Annotated in this window: 19 protein-coding genes; all 19 read left to right on the forward strand. The window is 72.0% G+C overall.

The genetic code is table 11. The features are described from left to right. Positions 1-2: 2 nt before the first annotated feature. The 19 genes from GWK16_RS24140 (at position 3) to GWK16_RS24230 (ending at position 22,150) form a co-directional block, all read left to right on the forward strand. Positions 3-1,445 (forward strand): UDP-N-acetylmuramoyl-L-alanyl-D-glutamate--2,6-diaminopimelate ligase, encoded by a 1,443-nt coding sequence (locus GWK16_RS24140; RefSeq protein ID WP_170056567.1) that lies wholly within the window; start codon positions 3-5, stop codon positions 1,443-1,445. Continuing rightward, complete coding sequence (locus GWK16_RS24145) at positions 1,442-2,821, forward strand: UDP-N-acetylmuramoyl-tripeptide--D-alanyl-D-alanine ligase (protein WP_170056538.1); 1,380 nt, start codon at positions 1,442-1,444, stop codon at positions 2,819-2,821. Before GWK16_RS24140 ends, GWK16_RS24145 begins: the two co-directional genes overlap by 4 nt. Then, positions 2,818-3,906 (forward strand): phospho-N-acetylmuramoyl-pentapeptide-transferase, encoded by a 1,089-nt coding sequence (mraY, locus tag GWK16_RS24150; protein WP_170056539.1) that lies wholly within the window; start codon positions 2,818-2,820, stop codon positions 3,904-3,906. Before GWK16_RS24145 ends, mraY begins: the two co-directional genes overlap by 4 nt. Next, positions 3,903-5,285 (forward strand): UDP-N-acetylmuramoyl-L-alanine--D-glutamate ligase, encoded by a 1,383-nt coding sequence (gene murD / locus GWK16_RS24155; RefSeq protein ID WP_170056540.1) that lies wholly within the window; start codon positions 3,903-3,905, stop codon positions 5,283-5,285. Before mraY ends, murD begins: the two co-directional genes overlap by 4 nt. After that, a complete protein-coding gene (locus GWK16_RS24160) occupies positions 5,285-6,457 on the forward strand; it encodes an FtsW/RodA/SpoVE family cell cycle protein (protein ID WP_211187702.1) in 1,173 nt (390 codons plus the stop codon). Before murD ends, GWK16_RS24160 begins: the two co-directional genes overlap by 1 nt. After that, positions 6,454-7,587 carry an undecaprenyldiphospho-muramoylpentapeptide beta-N-acetylglucosaminyltransferase gene (gene murG, locus GWK16_RS24165; RefSeq protein WP_170056541.1) on the forward strand — a complete coding sequence of 378 codons (1,134 nt, stop codon included), beginning with the start codon at positions 6,454-6,456 and terminating at the stop codon, positions 7,585-7,587. Before GWK16_RS24160 ends, murG begins: the two co-directional genes overlap by 4 nt. Then, positions 7,587-9,029 carry a UDP-N-acetylmuramate--L-alanine ligase gene (gene murC, locus GWK16_RS24170; protein WP_170056542.1) on the forward strand — a complete coding sequence of 481 codons (1,443 nt, stop codon included), beginning with the start codon at positions 7,587-7,589 and terminating at the stop codon, positions 9,027-9,029. Before murG ends, murC begins: the two co-directional genes overlap by 1 nt. Before the next feature lie 8 nt (positions 9,030-9,037). Continuing rightward, positions 9,038-9,934: a UDP-N-acetylmuramate dehydrogenase gene (gene murB, locus GWK16_RS24175; protein ID WP_170056543.1), complete on the forward strand. Its 897-nt coding sequence runs from the start codon at positions 9,038-9,040 to the stop codon at positions 9,932-9,934. Continuing rightward, the gene (locus GWK16_RS24180) at positions 9,931-10,857 is read left to right on the forward strand and encodes a D-alanine--D-alanine ligase (protein WP_170056544.1); all 927 of its coding nucleotides are present in this window, start codon (positions 9,931-9,933) and stop codon (positions 10,855-10,857) included. Before murB ends, GWK16_RS24180 begins: the two co-directional genes overlap by 4 nt. Next, the gene (locus GWK16_RS24185; RefSeq protein WP_170056545.1) at positions 10,847-11,728 is read left to right on the forward strand and encodes a cell division protein FtsQ/DivIB; all 882 of its coding nucleotides are present in this window, start codon (positions 10,847-10,849) and stop codon (positions 11,726-11,728) included. The genes GWK16_RS24180 and GWK16_RS24185 overlap by 11 nt, the downstream gene beginning before the upstream one ends. Continuing rightward, complete coding sequence (gene ftsA, locus GWK16_RS24190; RefSeq protein WP_170056546.1) at positions 11,725-13,020, forward strand: cell division protein FtsA; 1,296 nt, start codon at positions 11,725-11,727, stop codon at positions 13,018-13,020. The genes GWK16_RS24185 and ftsA overlap by 4 nt, the downstream gene beginning before the upstream one ends. 61 nt (positions 13,021-13,081) lie before the next feature. Continuing rightward, on the forward strand, positions 13,082-14,668 hold the full coding sequence (ftsZ, locus tag GWK16_RS24195) for a cell division protein FtsZ (protein WP_170056547.1): 1,587 nt from the start codon (positions 13,082-13,084) through the stop codon (positions 14,666-14,668). A 312-nt stretch (positions 14,669-14,980) separates the two neighbouring features. Further along, a complete protein-coding gene (lpxC, locus tag GWK16_RS24200) occupies positions 14,981-15,925 on the forward strand; it encodes a UDP-3-O-acyl-N-acetylglucosamine deacetylase (protein WP_170056548.1) in 945 nt (314 codons plus the stop codon). A 66-nt stretch (positions 15,926-15,991) separates the two neighbouring features. Further along, the gene (locus GWK16_RS24205; protein WP_248291601.1) at positions 15,992-16,843 is read left to right on the forward strand and encodes an outer membrane protein assembly factor BamD; all 852 of its coding nucleotides are present in this window, start codon (positions 15,992-15,994) and stop codon (positions 16,841-16,843) included. A gap of 19 nt (positions 16,844-16,862) precedes the next feature. After that, on the forward strand, positions 16,863-18,539 hold the full coding sequence (gene recN, locus GWK16_RS24210) for a DNA repair protein RecN (protein ID WP_170056550.1): 1,677 nt from the start codon (positions 16,863-16,865) through the stop codon (positions 18,537-18,539). A 15-nt stretch (positions 18,540-18,554) separates the two neighbouring features. Continuing rightward, the gene (locus GWK16_RS24215) at positions 18,555-19,028 is read left to right on the forward strand and encodes a GNAT family N-acetyltransferase (RefSeq protein WP_170056551.1); all 474 of its coding nucleotides are present in this window, start codon (positions 18,555-18,557) and stop codon (positions 19,026-19,028) included. Beyond that, positions 19,025-19,519, forward strand: a complete 495-nt coding sequence (locus GWK16_RS24220; protein ID WP_170056552.1) for a GNAT family N-acetyltransferase — start codon at positions 19,025-19,027, stop codon at positions 19,517-19,519. Before GWK16_RS24215 ends, GWK16_RS24220 begins: the two co-directional genes overlap by 4 nt. Further along, entirely contained in the window at positions 19,516-21,645 is a 2,130-nt protein-coding gene (gene ligA / locus GWK16_RS24225) for an NAD-dependent DNA ligase LigA (RefSeq protein WP_170056553.1), read from the forward strand. The genes GWK16_RS24220 and ligA overlap by 4 nt, the downstream gene beginning before the upstream one ends. A 67-nt stretch (positions 21,646-21,712) precedes the next feature. Then, positions 21,713-22,150 (forward strand): organic hydroperoxide resistance protein, encoded by a 438-nt coding sequence (locus GWK16_RS24230; protein WP_170056554.1) that lies wholly within the window; start codon positions 21,713-21,715, stop codon positions 22,148-22,150. Positions 22,151-22,157 lie beyond the last annotated feature (7 nt).

The following is a 22,157-nucleotide window of genomic DNA, read 5'->3' on the forward strand; positions in this document are numbered from 1 at the left end:
TCATGCGGCGCGCCGGCCTGCCCGGGTTCCCCGAGAACCGCGACGTCGCAGGCCTGACCGCGGACAGCCGGGCCGTCGCACCCGGCATGATCTTCGCGGCGCTGCCCGGGCTGCGCGCCGATGGCCGCGCCTTCATCGCCGATGCGGTGGAACGGGGCGCCGCCGCCGTGATCGCGCCGGACGGCACCGACTGGCCGCCGGGCGTGCCGGTGCGCCCGCTGATCACCTCGGGCGACCCGCGCCGGACGCTCGCGCTGATGGCCGCCGCCTTCCATGGCGCGCAGCCGCGCACCGTCGTCGCCGTGACCGGCACCAACGGCAAGACCAGCACGGTCGATTTCCTGCGCCAGATCTGGTCCCTGGCTGGCGAGCGCGCCGCTTCCCTCGGCACCCTCGGCCTGATCGCCGAGGGCTTCCCGCGCGGCCCCTCCCTGACCACGCCGGACCCCGTTGCGCTGCATGCGACGCTCGCGGCCCTCGCCCGTGCGGGCTTCGGCGCGGCGGCGATGGAAGCCTCCTCCCACGGCCTCGACCAGCGACGCCTCGACGGCGTGGTGCTGACTGCGGCGGGCTTCACCAACCTCACGCGCGACCACCTCGACTACCACGGCTCGATGGAGGCCTATCGCGCGGCCAAGCTGCGGCTGTTCGACACGCTGCTGCCGGCCGGGGCGACCGGCGCCGCCTGCACCGAGATGGACGCCGCGACTCTCGACGCCCTGCGCGCCGCGGCACGCGCCCGCCACGTCAACCTGCTGACCGTGGGCGAGGCCGGGGAGGATGTGCGCCTCCTCGCCGCCCGCCCGTTGCCGGATGGCCAGGCGCTCGAGGTCGAGGCCTTCGGCGCGCGCCACGACCTGCACCTGCCCCTGCCCGGCCGCTTCCAGGCCGACAACGCGCTGCTGGCCGCGGCCCTCGCCGTCGGTGCGGGCCTGCCGGCCGACCAGGTCTTCGCCACGTTGCCGCGCCTCGTCGGCGTGCATGGGCGGATGGAGCGCGCCGCCGTGCTGCCGAACGGCGCCGCCGTCTATGTCGACTACGCGCACACGCCTGATGCCCTGGCGCGCCTGCTGGCGGCCCTGCGCCCCCACACCCCCGGCCGCCTCCATGCCCTGTTCGGCGCCGGCGGCGACCGCGATCCGGGCAAGCGTCCGCTCATGGGTCGCGCCGCGGCCGAAGGCGCCGACAAGGTCTGGGTCACCGACGACAATCCCCGCAGCGAGGATCCCGCCACCATCCGCGCCGCGGTGATGTCGGGCGCACCGGGCGCGATCGACGCCGGCGCGCGGGAGGACGCCATCGCCGCCGCGCTCGCCGACCTCCGTCCCGGCGACGTGCTCGCCGTCGCCGGCAAGGGCCACGAGGCCGGCCAGGAGATCGCCGGCATCAAGCACCCCTTCGACGACATCGAGGTCGTCCGGCGGCTCGCCGGGGTGGTATCGTGACCGCCCTCTGGACCAGCGACGAGCTCCGCGCCGCCACCGGCGGGACGCTGGCGGCCGAGGTCGCCGTGACCGGCATCTCGATCGACACGCGCAGCCTCGCGCCGGGCGACCTCTTCGTCGCGCTGCGCGATACGCGCGACGGGCACGACTTCGTCGCCGACGCGCTGGCCAAGGGCGCGGCCGCCGCGCTGGTCGACCGCGACCCGCCCGGCGTCGCGCCGGACGCCCCGCTGCTGCGCGTGGCCGAGACGCTGGCCGGCCTCACCGCCCTCGGCGCCGCCGGCCGCGCGCGGTCGGATGCGCGCGTCGTCGGCGTCACCGGCTCGGTCGGCAAGACCACGACGAAGGAGATGCTGCGCGTCGCGCTCGCCGCCTTCGGCCCGACGCATGCCTCCGCGGCCTCCTTCAACAATCACTGGGGCGTGCCGATCACCTTGGCCCGCATGCCGCGCGACGCCGCCTTCGCGGTGATCGAGATGGGCATGAACCAGCGCGGCGAGATCGCGCCCCTCACCCGCCTCGCCCAGCCGCATGTCGGCGTCATCACCACCACCGGCACCGCGCATATTGGCAATCTCGGCAGCGAGGAGGCGATCGCCGAGGAGAAGGGCGACATCCTCCTCGGCATCGAAGCGGGCGGCACGCTGGTCATCCCGGCCGACAGCCGCTTCGCCACGCGCCTCGCCGCCCGCGCCAAGGAGACCGGCCTCGCCGTCCTGACGCATGGCGAGGCGCCCGGCGCCGATGCCCGCCTGCTCTCCTATGAGGGCTCCGAGGATGGCGGGCGCGCCGAGATCCTTCTGCGCGGCGAACGGATCGGCGTCATGCTGGCCGCGCCGGGCCGCCACGTCGCGCTCAATGCCTGCGCCGTGCTCGCCGCCGTCGCGGCCCTTGGCCTGTCGCCGCGGACCGCCGCGGCCGCCCTGCCCGCCTTCGGCGCGCCCGCCGGGCGCGGCCGGCGCAGCCGGGTCGTCGTGCCGGGCGGCGAGGCGCTGCTGATCGACGATTCCTACAACGCCTCCCCGCCCTCGATCCGCGCCGGGCTTGCCGTGCTCGCGGCCCAGGCCGCCACCCGCCGGATCGCCGCCCTTGGCGACATGCGCGAATTGGGCGATGAGGCCCCCGCCATCCACGCGAGTCTGGCGCCCGACGCGGCGCAGGCCTGCGACCTCGTCTTCTGCTGCGGGGAGATGATGGGCCACCTCTACCGCGCTTTGCCCGAGGGGCGGCGCGGTGCGCACCTGCCGGATTCCGCGAGCCTCGCGCCGGTGCTGAAGCAGGCGCTGCGTCCGGGCGACGCGGTGCTGGTGAAGGGCTCGCTCGGATCGCGCATGGCGGTCGTTGTGGAGGCGCTGACCGAAGGCATGCGGCCGTGATCTATAATTTCCTCACTCCCTTCGCCGAGGATTTCGCGCTCTTCAACCTCGCGCGCTACCACACCTTCCGCGCGGGGGCCGCGTGCCTGACGGCGCTGCTGATCTGCCTCGTCTTCGGCGGCGCGATCATCCGCTGGCTGCGCTCCTTCCAGCGCGGCGGCCAGCCGATCCGCGACGACGGGCCGGAACGCCACCTGATCGAAAAGAAGGGCACGCCGACCATGGGCGGGGTGATGATCCTGCTCGCCCTCGTCGTCTCGACGCTGCTGTGGGCCGACCTGCGGTCCGGGATGGTGTGGGCCGTGCTCGTGGTGACCATCGGCTATGGCGCGCTCGGCTTCGCCGATGACTGGCTCAAGGTGACCAAGCGCAACACCAAGGGCGTCTCCGGCCGGATGAAGCTGATCTGCCAGGCCGGGCTCGGCCTCGCGGTCGCCGTGTGGATCACCGCGCTGATGCCCGGCCCCCTGGCCGACAAGCTCGCCTTGCCGGTGTTCAAGGAATTGCTGATCCCCTTCGGCATCTTCTTCCCGCTCATCGGCATGCTGGTGATGATGGGGTCGTCGAATGCAGTGAACCTCACAGACGGGCTCGACGGACTCGCCATCGTGCCGGTCATGATCGCCGCGGCCGTCTTCGCGCTGATCGCCTACCTGGTCGGCAATCGCGTCTTCGCGGACTACCTGCAGCTCCATTACGTCCCGGGTACGGGAGAGCTCGCGGTCTTCGCCTCGGCGCTGATCGGCGCGGCGCTCGGCTTCCTGTGGTTCAATGCGCCGCCGGCGGCCGTCTTCATGGGCGACACCGGCTCCCTGTCGCTCGGCGGCGCGCTCGGCGCGCTCGCGGTCGCCACGAAGCACGAAATCGTTCTCGCCATCGTCGGCGGTCTCTTCGTTGTCGAAACCGTCTCCGTGATGATCCAGGTCTTCTGGTTCAAACGGACCGGTCGCCGCGTCTTCCTGATGGCGCCCCTGCACCACCACTTCGAGAAGAAGGGCTGGGCCGAACCCACCATCGTCATCCGCTTCTGGATCATCGCGATGATCCTCGCACTCGTCGGCCTCAGCACGCTCAAGATCCGATGACCGTCCCGGCCCCGCCCTTCACCCCGTTTCTCGGCGCGCGCATCGCGGTCGTCGGGCTCGGTCGGGCCGGGCTCCCGGCCGCGCTGCGCCTCGCCGATTGGGGCGCGGAGGTGGTGGCCTGGGACGATGAGGAGACGAAGCGGCGCGCGGCCGCCGCTGCGGGCCTGGTGGTCCGCGACCCCACGGAGGGCCGCTTCCGCGCCGACGCCCTGCTGCTGTCCCCCGGCATCCCGCACCGCCTGCCGAAGCCGCACCGCATCGCCGCGGCGGCACAGCAGGCCGGAACGCCGATCCTGTGCGACGCGGAATTCCTCTACCGCGCGGTGCTCGCCGCCCATTCCGGCGCCCGCTTCGTCGGGGTGACCGGCACCAACGGCAAGTCCACCACGACGGCCCTGATCAACCACATCCTGCTGCGGGCGGGGCGCGAGGCGGAGGTCGGCGGCAACCTGGGGCCGCCTGCGCTGGGACTCAACATCTTGGGGTCCGAAGGGGTCTACACCCTCGAAATGTCGAGCTACATGTTGGAGCGAATCGCCACGCTGCGCTTCAACGTGGCTGTCATGCTGAACCTCAGCCCGGATCACATCGACCGCCATGGCAGCATGGCCGGCTATGCCGCTGCGAAGGCGAATATCTTCGCGCGGCAGGGGGTCGGGGACGTCGCGGTGCTGGGGCAGGACGACGCCATGACCGCGGCCTTGTCCCGCGGTATCGCCGCGCGGATCGTTCCGGTATCGGGCCTCGCGCCGCAGCCGGGCGGGGTCTGGGCCGAGGGTCGCTCCCTGCGCGACGATTCCGGTCCCATCCTCTCGCTCGACGACGCGCCGGCCCTGCCGGGCAGCCACAACGCGCAGAATGCGGCCGCCGCCGCAGCGACCGGCTTCGCGCTCGGCCTGTCGCGGCAGGATGTCGCGGCCGGCATCGCCACCTATTCCGGCCTGCCGCACCGGCAGGAACGCGTGGGCACCGCCCGCGGCGTCACCTTCGTCAACGACAGCAAGGCGACCAACGCCGACAGCGCCGCCCGGGCCTTGGCCTCCTACGACCGCGTCGTCTGGATCGCCGGCGGCATGGCCAAGGAAGGCGGCATCGAGGGCTTGGCCCCCTTCTTTCCCCGCATCGCCAAGGCGCTGCTGATCGGCCGCGATGCCTCCGCCTTCGCGGCGACGCTCGCCGCTCATGGCGTTGCCCATGAGGTCGTCGGCACGCTCGATGCCGCGGTGCCCGCCGCCGCCGCGGCCGCCTTCGCCGGTGCCGCGCCCGTCGTGCTTCTCTCCCCGGCCTGCGCCTCCTGGGACCAGTTCAGCGGCTTCGACGCCCGCGGCGACCGCTTCCGCGAGCTCGTCGCCGGCCTGCTTTCGGCGGGTGCCGCCTGATGGCCTTCTCCCGCGCCGACACCTCCGTCCTTGGCCGCTGGTGGTGGACGGTCGACCGCTGGACGCTCGGCGCGCTGCTGATCCTGATCGGCTTCGGCTACGTGATGATGCTCGCCGCCTCCCCGGCGGTCGCCGAGCGCATCGGTGCCTCCTCGCGCCACATGTTCTTCATCAAGCAGGTCGCCTACCTCGCCATGGCGGCGCTGCTGATGGTCTCGGTGTCGCTGCTCTCGGTCCGCGGGGTGCGGCGGCTGGCCCTGTTGGGCTTCACGGCGGCGCTGGTGCTGACCGCGGCGACGCTGGTCGTCGGCGTCGAGATCAAGGGCGCGCGACGCTGGCTGCCGATCCCGGCGCTGTCGCTGCAGCCGTCGGAATTCCTCAAGCCCTTCTTCGCCGTCGTTGCCGCCTGGCTGATTGCCGAGGGCAAGGCGCCGGGATCCAAGGTCTGGGGCGCGACGATCGCGCTGGTCCTCTACCTGACCATCGCGGCAATCCTGAAGGGGCAGCCGGATATCGGCATGCTCATCGTCATCTCGGCGGTGTTCTTCGCACAGTTCTTCGTCGCCGGCATGAACCTGTTCCTGGTCGGCGCGGTCGGTGGGATCGGCGTCGCGGGTGCGGTCGCGGCGTATTTCATGTTCCCGCACGTGCAGTCGCGCGTGCAGCGCTTCCTCGACCCGTCGTCCGGCGATTCCTACCAGGTCAGCGTCGCGCTCGAGGCCTTCGCCAATGGCGGCCTGCTCGGCCGCGGCCCCGGCGAGGGCCGCGTGAAGAACGTGCTGCCCGATGCCCATGCCGACTTCGTCTTCGCCGTGGCGGCGGAGGAATACGGGATGGTCCTCTGCCTCGTGATCATCGCGCTGTTCGCCTATGTCGTGGTGCGCGGGCTGATGCGGCTGCTGGGCGAGAGCGACCTCTTCGTCATGCTGGCCGGCACGGGCCTGCTGACGCAGTTCGGCCTGCAGGCCTTCGTCAACATGGGCTCGACCCTGCACCTCATCCCGACCAAGGGCATGACGCTGCCCTTCGTCTCCTACGGCGGCTCCTCGGTGCTCGCCATCGCGATCGGGATGGGCATGCTGCTCGCGCTCACGCGCCGGCGGACCGGCACGCGGGCCGGAGAGGATGCCGACCCCGCTGCCCCCGCCGTCCCGGCGGGAGGACTCCGGTGAGGGGCCCCGCCGTGCGCCCCATCGTCATCGCCGCCGGCGGGACCGGCGGCCATCTGTTTCCGGCCGAGGCCCTGGCCGCCGAGTTGCTGCGCCGTGGCGAGCGCATCGCGCTGATGACCGATGCGCGCTCCGCCGCGTACGAAAGCGCCGCCTTCGCGGCGGCGGAGCGCTTCGTGCTCAGCGGCGCCGGCCTGTCCGGCCGCGGCGTCCGCGGCGCGGCCAAGGGCGCGGTCGCGCTCGTCGCCGGCACGGTCCAGGCGCGCCGGCACCTCGCGGAGCTGAACCCCTCGGCCGTGGTCGGCTTCGGCGGCTATGCCTCCTTCCCGCCCCTCGCCGCGGCCCGTCTGACGGGCGCGGCACGCCGCCCCGCCATCGTGCTGCACGAACAGAATGCCGTGCTCGGCCGCGCCAATCGCCTGATGGCCCGCGCCGCCGACCTGCTCGCCCTGTCCTTCGAGGGCACGACGAATGTCCCCGCCGGGACGACCACCGCCGTGGTCGGCAATCCTGTGCGCCCGGCGCTCGCCGCGCTGGCGGGCCAGCCCTATCCGCTGCCGCCCGAAGGCGGCGCGCTGCGCCTGCTGGTCACCGGCGGCAGCCAGGGCGCGCGGATCTTCGCCGATGTCGTGCCCCCCGCCGTCGCCGCGCTGCCCGAGGAGATCCGCGCGCGGCTGCTGGTGACGCAGCAATGCCGCGCCGAGGACCTGGCCCGTACCGAGAGCGCCTATCGCGCCGCGGGTGTGGTCGCCGACCTCGCGCCCTTCTTCCCCGACATCGCCGGGCGGATCGCGACCGCGCATCTCGTCGTCGCCCGCGCCGGCGCCTCGACGGTCGCCGAACTCGCCTGTGCCGGGCGGCCCTCCATCCTGGTGCCGCTCCCCTCGGCGATCGACGACCACCAATCCGCGAACGCCCGCGCGCTCGCCGAGGCCGACGCCGCCTGGGTCTACCCGCAGCCCTCCTTCACCTCGGCAGCGCTGGCCGAACGCCTCCTCTCGCTGTTCGCGGTTCCGCTTCGCCTTGTCTCGGCCGCCGCCGCGGCGGCCGCCCTCGCCCGCCCGCATGCGGCGCGGGACCTTGCCGATCGCGTGCTCGCGCTCGCCCACCACGACGCCATGGGGACCGCCTGATGCGCGCGCTTCCGCTCAACATCGGCCCGATCCATTTCGTCGGCATCGGCGGCATCGGCATGTCCGGCATCGCGGAGGTGCTGCACAACCTCGGCTACCACGTGCAGGGCAGCGATCTCGCCGAGGGCTACAACGTCACGCGACTGCGCGAGGCCGGCATCCACGTCGCGGTCGGCCATGACGCCGCCCATCTCGGCGACGCGCAGGTCGTCGTGGTCTCCACGGCGGTGAAGCGCGACAATCCCGAGGTGGTCGCCGCCCGCAAGCGGTTCATCCCGGTCGTCCGCCGCGCCGAGATGCTGGCCGAGCTGATGCGGCTGAAATGGTCCATCGCCATCGGCGGCACCCACGGCAAGACGACCACCACCTCCCTCGTCGCCGCGGTGCTCGAGGCCGCGCGCCTCGACCCCACCGTCATCAACGGCGGCATCGTCAACGCCTACGGCACCAACACCCGCATGGGCGCCGGCGATTGGATGGTGGTCGAGGCCGATGAATCCGACGGCTCCTTCCTGAAGCTGCCCGCCGTTGTCGCGGTCGTGACGAACATGGACCCCGAGCACCTCGACCACTGGGGGACGGGCGATGCCATGAAGGAAGGCTACGCCCAGTTCGTCGGCAACATCCCCTTCTACGGCTTCGCCGTGCTCTGCATGGACCACCCCGAGGTCCAGGCGATGATCCCGCGCCTGTCGGACCGCCGCATCGTCACCTACGGCTTCTCGCCGCAGGCCGATGTGCGGGCCGAACGCATCATCACCGACCGCATGGGTGCGACCTTCGAGGTGACGGTGACCGACCGCGCCACGGGCCGGTCGCGCACGATGAAGCCCTTCCGCCTGCCGATGCTGGGCCAGCACAACGTGCAGAACGCGCTCGCGGCCATCGCGATCGGCGTCGAGATGGACGTCGACGAGAGCACCATCCGCACCGCGTTGGCCGGCTTCAAGGGCGTGAAGCGGCGCTTCACCCGCACCGGCGAGGCCGGCGGCATCACCGTCATCGACGATTACGGCCACCACCCGGTCGAGATCGCGGCCGTGCTCAAGGCCGCCCGCCAGGCCGGCGCGCGGGACGTGATCGCCGTCGTCCAGCCGCATCGCTACTCGCGCCTGCATACGCTGTTCGAGGAGTTCTGCACCTGCATGAACGACGCCGGCACGGTCATCGTCGCCGATGTCTACGCGGCGGGCGAGCAGCCGATGGCCGGCGTCGACAAGGACGCGCTGGTCGAGGGCCTGCGCGCCCGCGGCCACCGTTCGGTCGTGCCGCTGCCCGGTCCCGACAGCCTGCCCGAGATGATCCACGCCATCGCCAAGTCCGGCGACTACGTGGTCTGTCTCGGCGCCGGCAACATCACCGCCTGGGCCCATGCGCTGCCGGGGCAGCTCGGCGATCTGCAGTCGCGCGCGCGCGGGCGTCTGGCCGGAGCGATGAAGTGAGGCCCGGGATGGAAGCGCATGCCACGCTGCCCCCGCTGCGCGGCCGCGTGCAGCGCGATGCGCCGCTCGGCCCCGCGACCTGGTTCCGCGTCGGCGGCCCGGCCGATGCGCTCGTGCGTCCGGCCGATGTCGATGACCTGCTGTTGTTGCTGCGCGACCTCCCGGACGACGTGCCGCTGACCGTGATCGGCGCGGCGTCGAACATGATCGTGCGGGATGGCGGCGTGACCGGCGTCGTGGTGCGCCTGGCGCGCGGCTTCGGCGACATCGTGGTCGAGAATGACGGCATCGTCGCCGGTGCCGCCGCGCTCGACGTCACGGTCGCGGAGACGGCCGCCGCCCATGCCCTGGGCGGCCTTGAATTCCTCGTCGGCATCCCCGGCACCATCGGCGGCGCGGTGGCGATGAACGCGGGCGCCTACGGGGCCGAGATCAAGGACGTGCTGGACTGGGCCGAGGTCGCCACACCCGCCGGGCTGTTGCGCCTGACCGCCGCGGAACTGCGCTTCGCCTATCGCCGTGCGTCGCTGCCCACCCGCGCCGTCGTCACCCGCGCCCGCCTCCACGCGACGCCTGGCGACGCCGCGGTCACCGCCGCGCGCCTCAACGAGATCCGCGCCGCGCGCGAGGCGACCCAGCCCGTCCGGGCCCGCACTGGCGGTTCCACTTTCAAGAATCCACCAGGTGCGAGGAAGGCCTGGGAACTGATCGATGCCGCCGGCTGCCGCGGCCTGATGCACGGCGCCGCGCAGGTCAGCGAGAAGCACTGCAACTTTCTCCTCAACACCGGCGGCGCCACCGCCGCCGATATCGAGGCTCTCGGAGAAGAGGTGCGCGCCCGCGTGCGCGCCGCCTCGGGCATCGACCTCGAATGGGAGATCAAGCGCGTCGGGAGGCCCGCATGACCCAGAACGTCGCGGTCCTCTACGGCGGCATCTCGGCCGAACGGGAGGTCTCCCTCTCCTCCGGGGGCCAGGTCATCGTCGCACTGCGCGAGGCCGGCTTCCACGTCACGCCGATCGATGTCGGGGAGGACCTTGGCGCCGTCATCCACGCCCTGACGCATCCGCGCCCGGACGTGGTGTTCAACGCCCTCCATGGCCGATTCGGCGAGGATGGCTGCATCCAAGGCGTGCTCGACTGGCTCGGCCTGCCCTACACGCATTCGGGCCTGCGCGCCTCCGCCCTCGCCATGGACAAGGCCGCGGCGAAGGCCGTGTTTCGCTCGGCCGGCCTGCCGGTGGTGCAGGACCGCCTGGTGACACGCGAGGAACTCGAGGCCGCCGATCCCCTGCCTCTCCCTTACGTCGTGAAGCCGGTGAACGAGGGCTCCTCGGTCGGCGTGCACATCCTGATGGCCGGCGACAACCGCCGCGCCGAGATCGCGCGCAACTGGCGCTATGGCGCCCACGCCATGGCCGAGACCTATGTCCCAGGCCGCGAGCTCACCGTCGGCGTGATGGGGGACCGGGCGCTCGCGGTGACCGACATCCTCGCCGACGCCGGCACCTTCTACGACTATGACAGCAAGTACGCCGCGGACGGATCGCGCCATGTCCTTCCGGCGCAGATGCATCCGGACGCCTATGCCCAGGCGCTCGACATCGCGCTGCGCGCGCACCAGGCGCTGGGCTGCCGCGGCGCCTCGCGCGCCGACCTGCGCTACGACGACACGACGGGCGAACCCGGCCGCCTGGTGCTGCTGGAAGTGAACACCCAGCCCGGCCTCACGCCGACCTCGCTGCTGCCCGAACAGGCGGCCCATTGCGGCATTCCCTTCGGCGCGCTCTGCGCCTGGATGGTGCGGGAGGCCCGGTATGGCGCGTGAGCGGCTCGCCCGCACCTCCGCAACCCAGAAGGAACCATCCCGCCCGTCACGGCTGCGCATCTGGATGCGCCGGCGGCGTGGTCTCGCGCGGCCGTCGCTCTATGCCGCGATGGGCCTCGGCGCGATCGGCGTGCTGGTGCTCGCCGTCCGCGCGATCGACCCGGGGGCGCGGATGCGCGACGTCGCCTCCTCGCTGGCCGGCCTCGGCGATACTGCCGGGCTGAGCGTGAACGCGGTGATCCTGGAAGGCCGTCACAACACGCCACGCGACATGATCGTGGCCGCCCTGGGTGTCTCGCGCGGCGATCCGATCCTCGACTTCTCCCCCGAGGCCGCGCGCCAACGGCTCGAGACCATCGCCTGGGTCCAGCGCGCGCATGTCGAGCGGCACCTGCCCTCGACCATCGTGGTGCGCATCGAGGAACGCCAGCCCTTCGCGATCTGGCAGCACAATGGTCGCTTCGTGATCATCGACGCCGCCGGCAAGGTGGTGGCGACGGAACGGCTCGACCAGTTCGGCTCCCTGCCGCTGCTCGTCGGCGCCGGCGCCGACACCAGCGGCCACGCGCTCTACACCGCGCTCGCCCGCCACACGGAACTGCGGGATCGCGTGCAGGCGATGGTGCGCATCCAGGAGCGCCGTTGGAACCTGCGCCTGCACAACGGCACCGACGTGCTGCTGCCGGAAGGCCATGAAGCTGCGGCGCTGGAGCGCCTCGCCGAGTTGCAGCAGGAAGCGCGCCTCCTCGACCGCCCGCTCGCAGCGATCGACATGCGCCTGCCGGACCGCCTGGTACTGCGCCCCACCCGCCAGGCCGAGCCCGCCGAGCAACCCTCTCCCCAGCAGGCCAGCCGGGCGCGGCGCGGATGAACCAGTTGACCCGCCTGCCCGCCCCCATCGAGCCTGGCACGCCACAACGCAAGCGCCGCCACGCGCGCAGCGGCACCTTCGGCGTGCTCGACATCGGTTCGACCAAGGCGGTCTGCCTGATCGCGCGGATCGAAAGTGACGGGGCACCGCGCGTGCTCGGCTTCGGCTGGCAGCGCGGCCGCGGGGTGAAGGGCGGGTCGATCGTCGACCTCGAGGAAGCCGAGCGCGCCATCCGAGCCGCTGTCGGGCAGGCCGAGGACATGGCCGACACGCGCCTGCCCGGCGTGATCGTCAATCTCTCCTGCGGCCAGCCGGACAGCCGGCAGCTGCACATCCAGTGGGGCATTGGCGGGCGCGCCGTCACCGATCAGGACCTGCGCGCCATCCTGCACGAAGGCCGCCGTCGCACCTCGGAGGAAGGGCGCGAGACGGTCCACGCCATCCCGCTCGGCTTCACCGTCGACGCGACGCCGGGCGTCGACGATCCGCGCGCGATGATCTGCGACACGCTGGCCGCACGGCTGCACATGGTCTCGGCCTCCCAGGCCTCGCTGCGCAACCTCGGCGCCTGCCTGATGCGCTGCGACCTCGAGGTGGAGGAACTGGTCTCCGCCCCCTTCGCCGCGGGTCTCGCGACGCTGGTCGAGGACGAGAAGCAGCTCGGCTGCACCGTCATCGACATGGGCGGCGGCGCGACCAGCCTCGCGGTCTTCAGCGAGGGCCATCTCGTCCATACCGCCCAGGTCGCGGTCGGCGGGGGGCAGGTGACGAACGACCTCGCCACCGTGCTGTCGACGCCCGTCGCGCATGCCGAACGCATCAAGACGCTGCACGGCAGCGTCCATGGCGGCGCCGACGACGACCGCGAATTCCTCCCCGTCCCCTTGCTCGGCGAGGACGAGCACGCCATCGCGCGCATCCCGCGCGCCATGGTGGTCGGCATCATCCGCCCGCGGCTCGAGGAGACCTTCGAGCTCGTGCGCGACAGGCTGGAGGCCGCGGGCCTCGGCAAGGAAGGCGGCAACCGCGTCGTGCTGACGGGCGGCGCGAGCCAACTCGTCGGCGTGCGCGAACTCGCCGCGCGGATCCTCGATCGGCAGGTGCGCGTCGGACGCCCGCTGCCGGTGCGCGGACTCGCCGAAGCAGCGTCCGGCCCGGCCTTCGCCGCGGCGATCGGCCTGCTGCTCTGGGGTGCGGGCGAAGGTCGTCCCGTGCTCGACATCGCGCCGGGCCCCGCGCGGTCCGAAAGCGCGTTCCGCCGCTTCGTCAATTGGGTGAAGGACCGCGTGTGATGCGACCCCTCGCCCCGACTCGATTCCACCGCGTAGAGAACCTCAAAGAGGAGGCTCGCCCATGACCCTGAACCTGACCGTGCCGCAGAGCGCGCACACGGATTTCAGCCCGCGCATCACGGTCGTCGGCGTCGGCGGCGGCGGCACCAATGCCGTGAACAACATGATCGCGATGGGCCTCGACGGCGTCGAGTTCCTCGTCGCGAACACCGACAGCCAGTCCCTCTTCCACTCGCGCGCCGAACGTCGCGTGCAGCTCGGCCCGCACCTGACGCAGGGGCTCGGCGCCGGCGCGAAGCCCGAGATCGGCCGCGCGGCCGCCGAGGAAGCGATGGAGGAGATCGCGCGCCACATCGAAGGCGTGCACATGATCTTCATCACCGCCGGCATGGGCGGCGGCACCGGCACGGGTGCCGCGCCGGTCATCGCGCGCATGGCGCGCGAGCGCGGCATCCTGACCGTCGGCGTGGTCACCAAGCCCTTCGACTTCGAAGGCCCGAAGCGCCGCAAGTCGGCCGATTCCGGCATCGAGGAACTGCAGTCCTTCGTCGACACGCTGATCATCATCCCGAACCAGAACCTGTTCAGGCTGGCCAACGAACGCACCACCTTCCAGGAAGCGTTCAAGATGGCCGACAACGTCCTCTACATGGGCGTGCGCGGCGTGACCGACCTGATGGTCAACCCGGGCATGGTGAACCTCGACTTCGCCGACATCCGCACCGTGATGGCGGAGATGGGCAAGGCGATGATGGGCACCGGCGAGGCCGAGGGCGAGGATCGCGCCCGCAAGGCCGCCGAGAGCGCGATCAACAACCCGCTGCTCGAGGACATCTCGATGGCGGGTGCCAAGGGCGTGCTGATCAACATCACCGGCGGCTACGACATGACGCTGTTCGAGGTCGACGAGGCCGCGAACCGCATCCGCAAGGAAGTCGACGAGGAAGCCAACATCATCTTCGGCACCTCGGTCGATGAGGGCATGAACGGCCGCGTGCGCGTCTCGGTCGTCGCCACGGGCCTCGATGCCGTCGCGGCGCGCGAGGCCGAGCGTCCGCGCCTCGTCGCCGTCGGTGGTGGTGCCGCGGCGCCGGTGTCCGCCGTCGCGACCCAGGCGGTCCCGACGGGACCGGCCGCGGCAGGCGGCGCGCGCGCGCCGCAAAGCTTCATCCGCACCGCCACCCAGCCGGTGGCGATGCCGACGATGCGGCCCGCCGTCGTCGAAGCTGCACCGGAGCCCACCGCCGAAGCCCATGCCGCCGAGCCGGTCGTGATGGAGCCGACCTACGTCCATGCCCAGCCCGCCATGCGCGAGGCGCCGGTCGTGGTCGGTGAACCGGTGGCGGCTCCCGAGCCCGCGCCGGCGCCCCGCCACGCCGCCGCGGAGCCGATGAGCCGCAGCGGCTCCATGATGCGGGGCCTGTTCCAGAAGGCCACCGGCCTGGGCAGCATGATGCGCCGCAGCCTGCCCGAAGCGCCTGGGCCGCTCGGTCACCCGACCGCGCCGCGGGTCGAACCCTCGGTCATGGCGCCGCAGGCCGCGGCTCCCGCCCCGATGGCGGCTGCGCCCCGCCCGGCGCCGCGCCAGGTGCAGCAGGACGAAATGGGCCTCGAGATCCCGACCTTTCTGCGCCGTCAGAGCAACTGACGCCGCATCCCGCCCGAGCCGCCATGCCGGCATCGGGCGGGATTTCCGCGCAGCGGCGGCGGGTCGAGCTCCGCATCTCCACCCGCCAGGGTTGCAGCATTGGCCCCAATTTTGCCCCATTTTGCCGCGCACCAATTCAATGTTTTCAATGGCTTGCGGCGTAATATAGAGAAACAAGGCTTGAATTGGCTCCACACCCCCCGTGGTGCTTCCTTGATGCGGGGCGTTGTGCACCGCCGCAGTGACAGCAGGTTCTCCGGACCGAATGTCCCTGGCGGCCCAGGTACGGCGCCCCGGAAAGGCACGAGGGTTATGGACGGTTTTCTTCCGGCAGAAGCGGGACGGCGCAGGACGCTGAAGGCACCCATCGGGTGCGTCGGCATCGGCCTGCATTCCGGTCGCCGTGTGTCCATGACCCTGCGCCCGGCCGCAGCGGGAACAGGCATCGTGTTCCGCCGCACGGACCTCGGTGTCGACATCCCCGCCATCTTCGACGAAGTGACGGACACCCGCCTCTGCACCGCCATCGGTGAAGGCGCGGCCCGCATCGGCACGATCGAGCATGTCATGGCTGCTCTGGCCGGCACCGGCATCGACGACGCGATCGTCGAGGTCGACGCCGCCGAGTTGCCGATCATGGACGGCTCCGCCGCCCCCTTCGTCTTCCTGATCGACTGCGCCGGCATCGTGACCACGGCCGCGCCGCGCGCGGTGATCGAGGTCCTGCGCCCCATTCGGGTCGAGGATGCGAACGGCGCCTTCGCCGAACTCCTCCCCTCGCGTGAGGCCGCCTTCGACGCCGAGCTCGAGATCGACTTCCCGAACACCGCCATCGGCCGCCAGGCCTTCGCGCTGCGCCTGTCGCCGCACGCCTTCCGCGAGGCGCTGGCCGACGCCCGGACCTTCACGCTCGCCGAGGACATCGCGCGGCTGCGGGCTGCCGGCCTCGCGCAGGGCGGCAGCCTCGCGAACGCCGTGGTGGTGGACGGTCCGCTGGTGCTCAATCCGGCCGGCCTGCGCCGTCCTGACGAATTCGTGCGTCACAAGCTGCTCGATGTCGTGGGCGACCTTGCCCTTGCCGGCGCCCCGATCCGCGGGCGCTTCCGTGGCGCGCGGTCGGGTCACGCCCTGAACAACCGGCTGTTGCGCGCCCTTTTCGCCGACGCCTCGGCCTGGCGCTACGCGGGCATCCCCGTGCTCGCGGAAAGCGGCGCGACGGTGCCGATGCGTGCCGCCGCCGCCCCGGCCATCGCCTGACCGGGCCCGGTTGGCGGCCCGGCGGGCCGCCGTGATATAGAGCGGCCCGACATCATGGCTGCCCCGATGATTCGCATAATCCTGCCCGTCCTTGCCATCGTGCTGCTCGCCGGTTGCAGCGAGCGCTACCGCTTCCGGCAAGGCACCGGCGCCGACCCCTCGCTGACCCGCACGGCGGTGCCGGACGATGCCGCGAACCAGTCGCCGGAAGCGCTCTACGCCGCCGGCATGGCGGAACTCCGCCAGAACCGGTTCCAGCGGGCGGTCGATCTCTTCGACTCGGTCGAACGCGAACATCCCTATTCGACCTGGGCGACGAACGCGAAGCTGATGGCCGCCTATGCCGACTATCAGCGGAACCGCTACACCGAAGCGATCGGCGCGCTCGACCGCTTCATCCAGCTGCACCCGGCGCATCGCGACATCGCTTATGCCTATTATCTGCGCGCGCTCGCGCAGTACGAACAGATCAACGACGCGCAGCGCGACCAGCAGCAGACCATCGTCGCCATGGCGGCGTTGCAGGACGTGGTGAACCGCTTCCCCGACACCGCCTACGCCCGCGACGCGCGCCTCAAGATGGACCTGGCCCGCGACCACCTCGCCGGGCGCGAGATGAATGTCGGCCGCTACTACCAGCGGCAGGGCCTGTATTCCGCCGCCATCGGCCGCTTCCGCCGCGTGGTGGACGAGTACCAGACCACGAACCACGTGCCCGAAGCGCTGCACCGTCTGACCGAGATCTACATCGCCCTCGGCCTGACGGATGAGGCACGCCGCACCGCCTCGGTGCTCGGCTTCAACTATCCCGGCAGCCCCTGGTACCAGGATTCCTATGCGCTGCTGGTGGAAGGCGCGCGGCCGGCCGCGCAGGACCGGCCGGGCTTCTTCACCCGCGCCTTCAACTGGCTGTTCTGAGCAGGGGCACGGCGCCACCGTGCTCGCTTCCCTCGCCATCCGCGACGTGGTGCTGATCGAGCGCCTGGACCTCGCTTTCGGTCCGGGCCTGACGGCGCTCACCGGCGAGACCGGCGCGGGCAAGTCGATCCTGCTCGACAGCCTGGGCCTCGCCCTCGGCCAGCGCGCCGAGGCGGGCATGGTGCGCGCCGGCCAGCCGCAGGCCTCTGTCGCCGCGGCCTTCGCCCCACCGGCGGGCCATCCGGCCTTCGACATCCTCCGCGAACAAGGCATCGAAGCGGAGGACGAACTCGTCCTTCGCCGCGTCGTGCAGTCCGACGGCCGTTCCCGCGCCTTCGTCAACGACCAGCCCGTCGGCGTCGCGCTTCTGCGACGTCTCGGCGCCGCATTGGTCGAGGTGCAGGGCCAGCACGACCAGGTCGGCCTGGCCGATCCGGCCTCCCATGGCGGCCTCCTCGACGCCTTCGGCGCGCTCGAGCCGCGCCGCGCCGCGGTCGCCGAAGCCTGGTCCGCCTGGCGCACGGCGACGAAACGCCTCGTGGAAGCGCGCGACGCCATCGCCGCCGCGCAGCGCGAGGAGGAATGGCTCCGCCACGCCGTCGCCGAACTGAAGGACGTCAACCCGGAAGAAGGCGAGGAAGACCGCCTCGCCGCCGAGCGCCAGCGCCTGCAGCAGGGCGAGCGCCGCGCCGAGGCCATCGCCGCCGCCATCGCCGAGCTCACCCCGCGCGACCGCCGCAGCCCCACGCCCTCCCGCGCGCTGCGGGAAGCCGCCCGCGCCCTCGAACGCCTCCCGCCGCCCAACGAGGACGCGCAGCCGGCGCTGGCCGCCCTCGCCGCCGCCCAGGACGCCCTGGCCGAGGCCGAGGCCGCCCTCTCCCGCCTGATGAACGAGGGCGGCCCCGATCCGCGGCGGCTCGAGCAGGTGGAGGAACGCCTCTTCGCGCTGCGCGCCGCCGCGCGGAAGCATTCCGTCGCGGTCGTCGAACTGCCCGCGCTGCTCGCCGACCTGCGCGCGCGGCTCGAGGCACTCGACGCCGGCTCCGGCCGCGTCGCCGCGCTCGAGCGCGACGAGGCCGCCGCGCGCAAGGCCTACCTCACCGCCGCCGCCGCCCTGACGGAGGCGCGCCGCGAGGCCGCCGCGCGGCTCGAGAAGGCCGTCGCGAAGGAACTCCCGCCGCTCAAGCTCGACCGTGCGCGCCTCGCGATCGAGGTCGCGGCCAAGGAGGAGACCGCCTGGGGACCCGATGGACAGGACCGCGTCACCTTCCTCGTCGCGACCAATCCCGGCCAGACCCCCGGGCAGCTCGCAAAGATCGCCTCGGGCGGCGAACTGTCGCGCCTGATGCTCGCGCTCAAGGTCGTGCTCGCGCGGGGTTCGCCGGTGCCGACGCTGGTCTTCGACGAGGTGGATTCCGGCATCGGCGGCGCCACCGCCGCGGCGGTCGGCGAACGGCTGGCGCGCGTCGCCGAACGCCTCCAGGTCCTCGTCGTCACCCATTCGCCCCAGGTCGCCGCGCGCGGGGCCGCGCATATGCGCGTCGCCAAGCAGGTGAAGGGCGGCCGCGCCGAGACGCGCGTCGAAACCCTGCCCGACGCGGAGCGCCGGGAGGAACTCGCCCGCATGCTGGCCGGGGAACGCGTGACGGACGCCGCCCGCGCCGCCGCCGAAAGCCTCCTCGCCGATGCGCGCTGAAGGAATCCCGGCCCCGTGACCGCGCGGCGGGCCACCGCCGACGATGCCGCGGCGCTGCACGCGCTGATCCTCGACCTCAACCGCGACCAGGGCGACCCGACCGACTTGCTCACAGCGGAGCATGTCGCGCGCGACCTGATCGCGGCCCCGGCCACCATCGTCGTCGTCGCCGAGGCGCCGGACGGCGTGCTCATCGGCTACGCCACCGCCCACCCGACCTACGAGACCGGCACCGCCGAACATGGGCTTTATGTCGGGGACCTCTATGTCGTGCCGGCGCATCGCCGCCAGGGCACCGCACGGGCGCTGCTCGCCACCCTTGCCCGCGCCGGCCATGCACGGGGCGCACGCCATCTCTGGCTGACGGCGAAGCAGGACAACGCCGCCGCGCACGCCTTCTACCGCCGGCTCGGCAGCCGCGGCGAACCGGTCATGGCCTTCGCCGTGGTCGAGCAGGATTTCCGCAACCTCGCCGCCGAGGCGCCATGACCACCGGCACCATCATCCGCGCAGCGACGATGGCCGAGGCCGACGAGGTCGCGGCGCTGTTCAACGCCATCAACAGCCTCGACAGCGAGGGCCCCGTGGTCACCATGACCGGGGCCCATGTGCGGCAGCACCTGCTCGGTCCGCGCCCGCTCTCGATGCTGCGCGTCGCCGAGGCGGGTGGCGTCCTCGCCGGCTTCGTGACCGGCAACCTTGTCTATGACTCCACGCGCGCGGCGGCCGGCTGCATCGTCGTCGACCTCTATGTCCGTCCCGATTTCCGCCGGCGCGGCATCGGCCGCGCGCTGATGGCCGCGCTTGCCGCCGAGACGCGCCGTGACGGTGCCGTCTGCCTGTGGTGGGGCGTCGACGACGGAGACGACGAGGCGACGGCGTTCTACATCTCCCTCGGCGCGGAATCGGAAGGGGCCTTCGAGGGCCGCATCCTCACTGGCGCCGCCTATGAGACCCTCGCCGCCGAGGCCGCGCCATGACCACGCTCCGAACCCGCGACGTCGATCGCCTGACCGAGACCGAGGCCGCCGAGGAACTCGCCGCGCTCGCGCGGGAGATCGCGCATCACGACGCGCTCTACCACGGCCAGGACGCACCCGAGATCAGCGACGCCGACTACGACGCGCTGGTGCTGCGCAACCGCGCCATCGAGGCCCGCTTCCCCCGCCTGGTGCGGGAGGACAGCCCCTCCCGCCGTGTCGGCGCCGCCGTTGCCGAAGGCTTCGCCAAGTCGCGCCATGGCGAGCCGATGCTCTCCCTCAACAACGTCTTCTCCGAGGAGGAGTTCGCCGAGTTCTGCGCCTCGATCCGCCGCTTCCTCGGCCTGAAGCCGGAGGACAGGCTGCCATTCGTGGCGGAGCCCAAGATCGACGGCCTCTCCATCAACCTGCTCTATGAGAAGGGCGCCTTCGTGAAGGGGGCGACGCGCGGCGACGGCAGCGAGGGCGAGGACGTCACCCAGAACCTCCTCACCATCGCCGACCTGCCGCGCCGGTTGCACGCGCCCTATCCCGATCGCATCGAGATCCGCGGCGAAGTGTTCATGGAGAAGGCGGACTTTCTCGCCTTCCGCGCCACGCAGGAGAAGGCCGCGGAAGAACGAGAGCAACGCCGGGTCCGCGGCGAGAAGCTCGGCGACGCCGTCGTCATCCCCGCCAATCCGCGCAACGCGGCGGCTGGATCGGTACGGCAACTCGACTCCCGCATCACCGCGTCACGACCGCTCAAGCTCTTCGCCTATGCCATGGGGGCGACGAGCGCAGCACCCTCCGACTCGCACCATGCCTTCCTCGAGCGCCTGAAGCATTGGGGCTTCCGCGTGAATCCGCTCTCCACGCTGCTGGGCAGCGAAAGCGACGCCGCGGCCTTCCAGCGCCGCATGGGGGAGGATCGCGCGGGCCTCGGCTATGACATCGATGGTGTCGTCTACAAGCTCGACCGCATCGACTGGCAGCGCCGCCTCGGCTTCGTCGGCCGCGCGCCACGCTGGGCCACCGCGTGGAAGTTCCCGGCGGAGCAGGCGACCACGAGGCTCCTCGACATCGAGATCCAGGTCGGCCGCACCGGCGCGCTGACGCCGCGCGCGGTCATGCAGCCGGTCACCGTCGGCGGCGTCGTCGTCCGCCACGCGACGCTGCACAACGAGGACGAGATCGCCCGCAAGGACGTGCGGATCGGCGACACCGTGATCCTCCAGCGCGCCGGCGACGTCATCCCCCAGATCCTCGGCGTCGTGCTGGACAAGCGCCCGCAGGACGCGCAGCCCTTCGTCTTCCCCACCACCTGTCCGGTCTGCGGCAGCCACGCGATCCGCGACGGCGAGGACGTGGTCCGCCGTTGCACCGGCGGCCTCACCTGCGCCGCGCAGACGGTCGAGCGCCTCAAACACTTCGCGTCCCGCCGCGCGATGGATATCGAGGGCCTCGGCGAGGAGAACATCCAGCTCCTGTTTGACCGGGGCCTGGTGAAGAGCCCCGCGGACATCTTCCGGCTGCGCGACCGGCGGGGCGCGCTGCTCGAACTCGAAGGCTGGGGCGAACGCAAGGTGGGCAAGCTGCTCGACGCCATCGAGGCGCGGCGCAACGTCCCGCTCGAACGCTTCATCTTCGCCTTAGGCATTCGTCGGATCGGGGAACAGAACGCCAAGCTGCTCGCGCGCCACTACCACACGCTCGACGAATGGCGCGCGAAGATGATCGCTGCGCACATCGTCGGGTCCGAGGCGCGCGAGGAGCTCGGTTCCATCCAGGGCATCGGCCCCGCCATCGCCGAGGAGCTCGTCGAGTTCTTCGCCGAACCGCGCATGCTCGCAGCACTCGACGACCTCGCGCAGGAAGCCCCACCCCTCGCCGCGGAAGCCCCGGCCGCCGCCGACAGCCCCTTCGCCGGCAAGACCCTCGTCTTCACCGGCACGCTGGAAACGCTCACGCGCGACGAGGCCGAGGCGCAGGCCGAACGCCTCGGTGCGAAGGTCACGAAGTCCGTTTCCAAGAAGACGGACTTCGTGATCGTCGGCGTGGATGCGGGCTCGAAGGCGACCAAGGCCGCCGAACTCGGCCTTCGGACGCTGACCGAAGCGGAGTTCCGCGACATGGCGGGCGTGTGACCGGCGCCGTGCTTGTCCCCGGGAGCCCGCGGCCCACCTGATCTGTATCGTCAAACGGGAGAGCACCATGGACAGGATCGACCCCAAATTCACCGCCACCGCCACGGCCACGGGCGGCCGGAACGGCCACACGGCGGCCGATGACGGCACCGTCTCGGTGGACCTGTCCGTTCCCAAGGCCATGGGTGGGCCTGGCCGGCCCGGCACCGCGACGCCGGAACACCTCTTTGCCGCAGGCTATGCGGCATGCTTCGGCGGCGCCGTCGACTTCGTGGGGCGTCAGCACAAGAAGAACGCCGCCGGCGCCAAGGTGACGGCGGCCGTGTCGATCGGCCCGCGTGACGGTGGCGGTTTCGGCCTCACGGTCGAGCTGACCATCGAGGACCCCTCCCTTCCCCAGGCGGAGCTCGAGGCGCTGGCGAAGGAAGCGCACGAGAAGATCTGCCCGTATTCCCACGCCACGCGCGGCAACGTCGATGTCCGCCTGACCGTGAAGGGCGGCTGACCGGCAT

It is taken from the genome of Neoroseomonas marina, from assembly GCF_012927745.1.
In the GTDB taxonomy this organism is placed as follows: domain Bacteria; phylum Pseudomonadota; class Alphaproteobacteria; order Acetobacterales; family Acetobacteraceae; genus Neoroseomonas; species Neoroseomonas marina.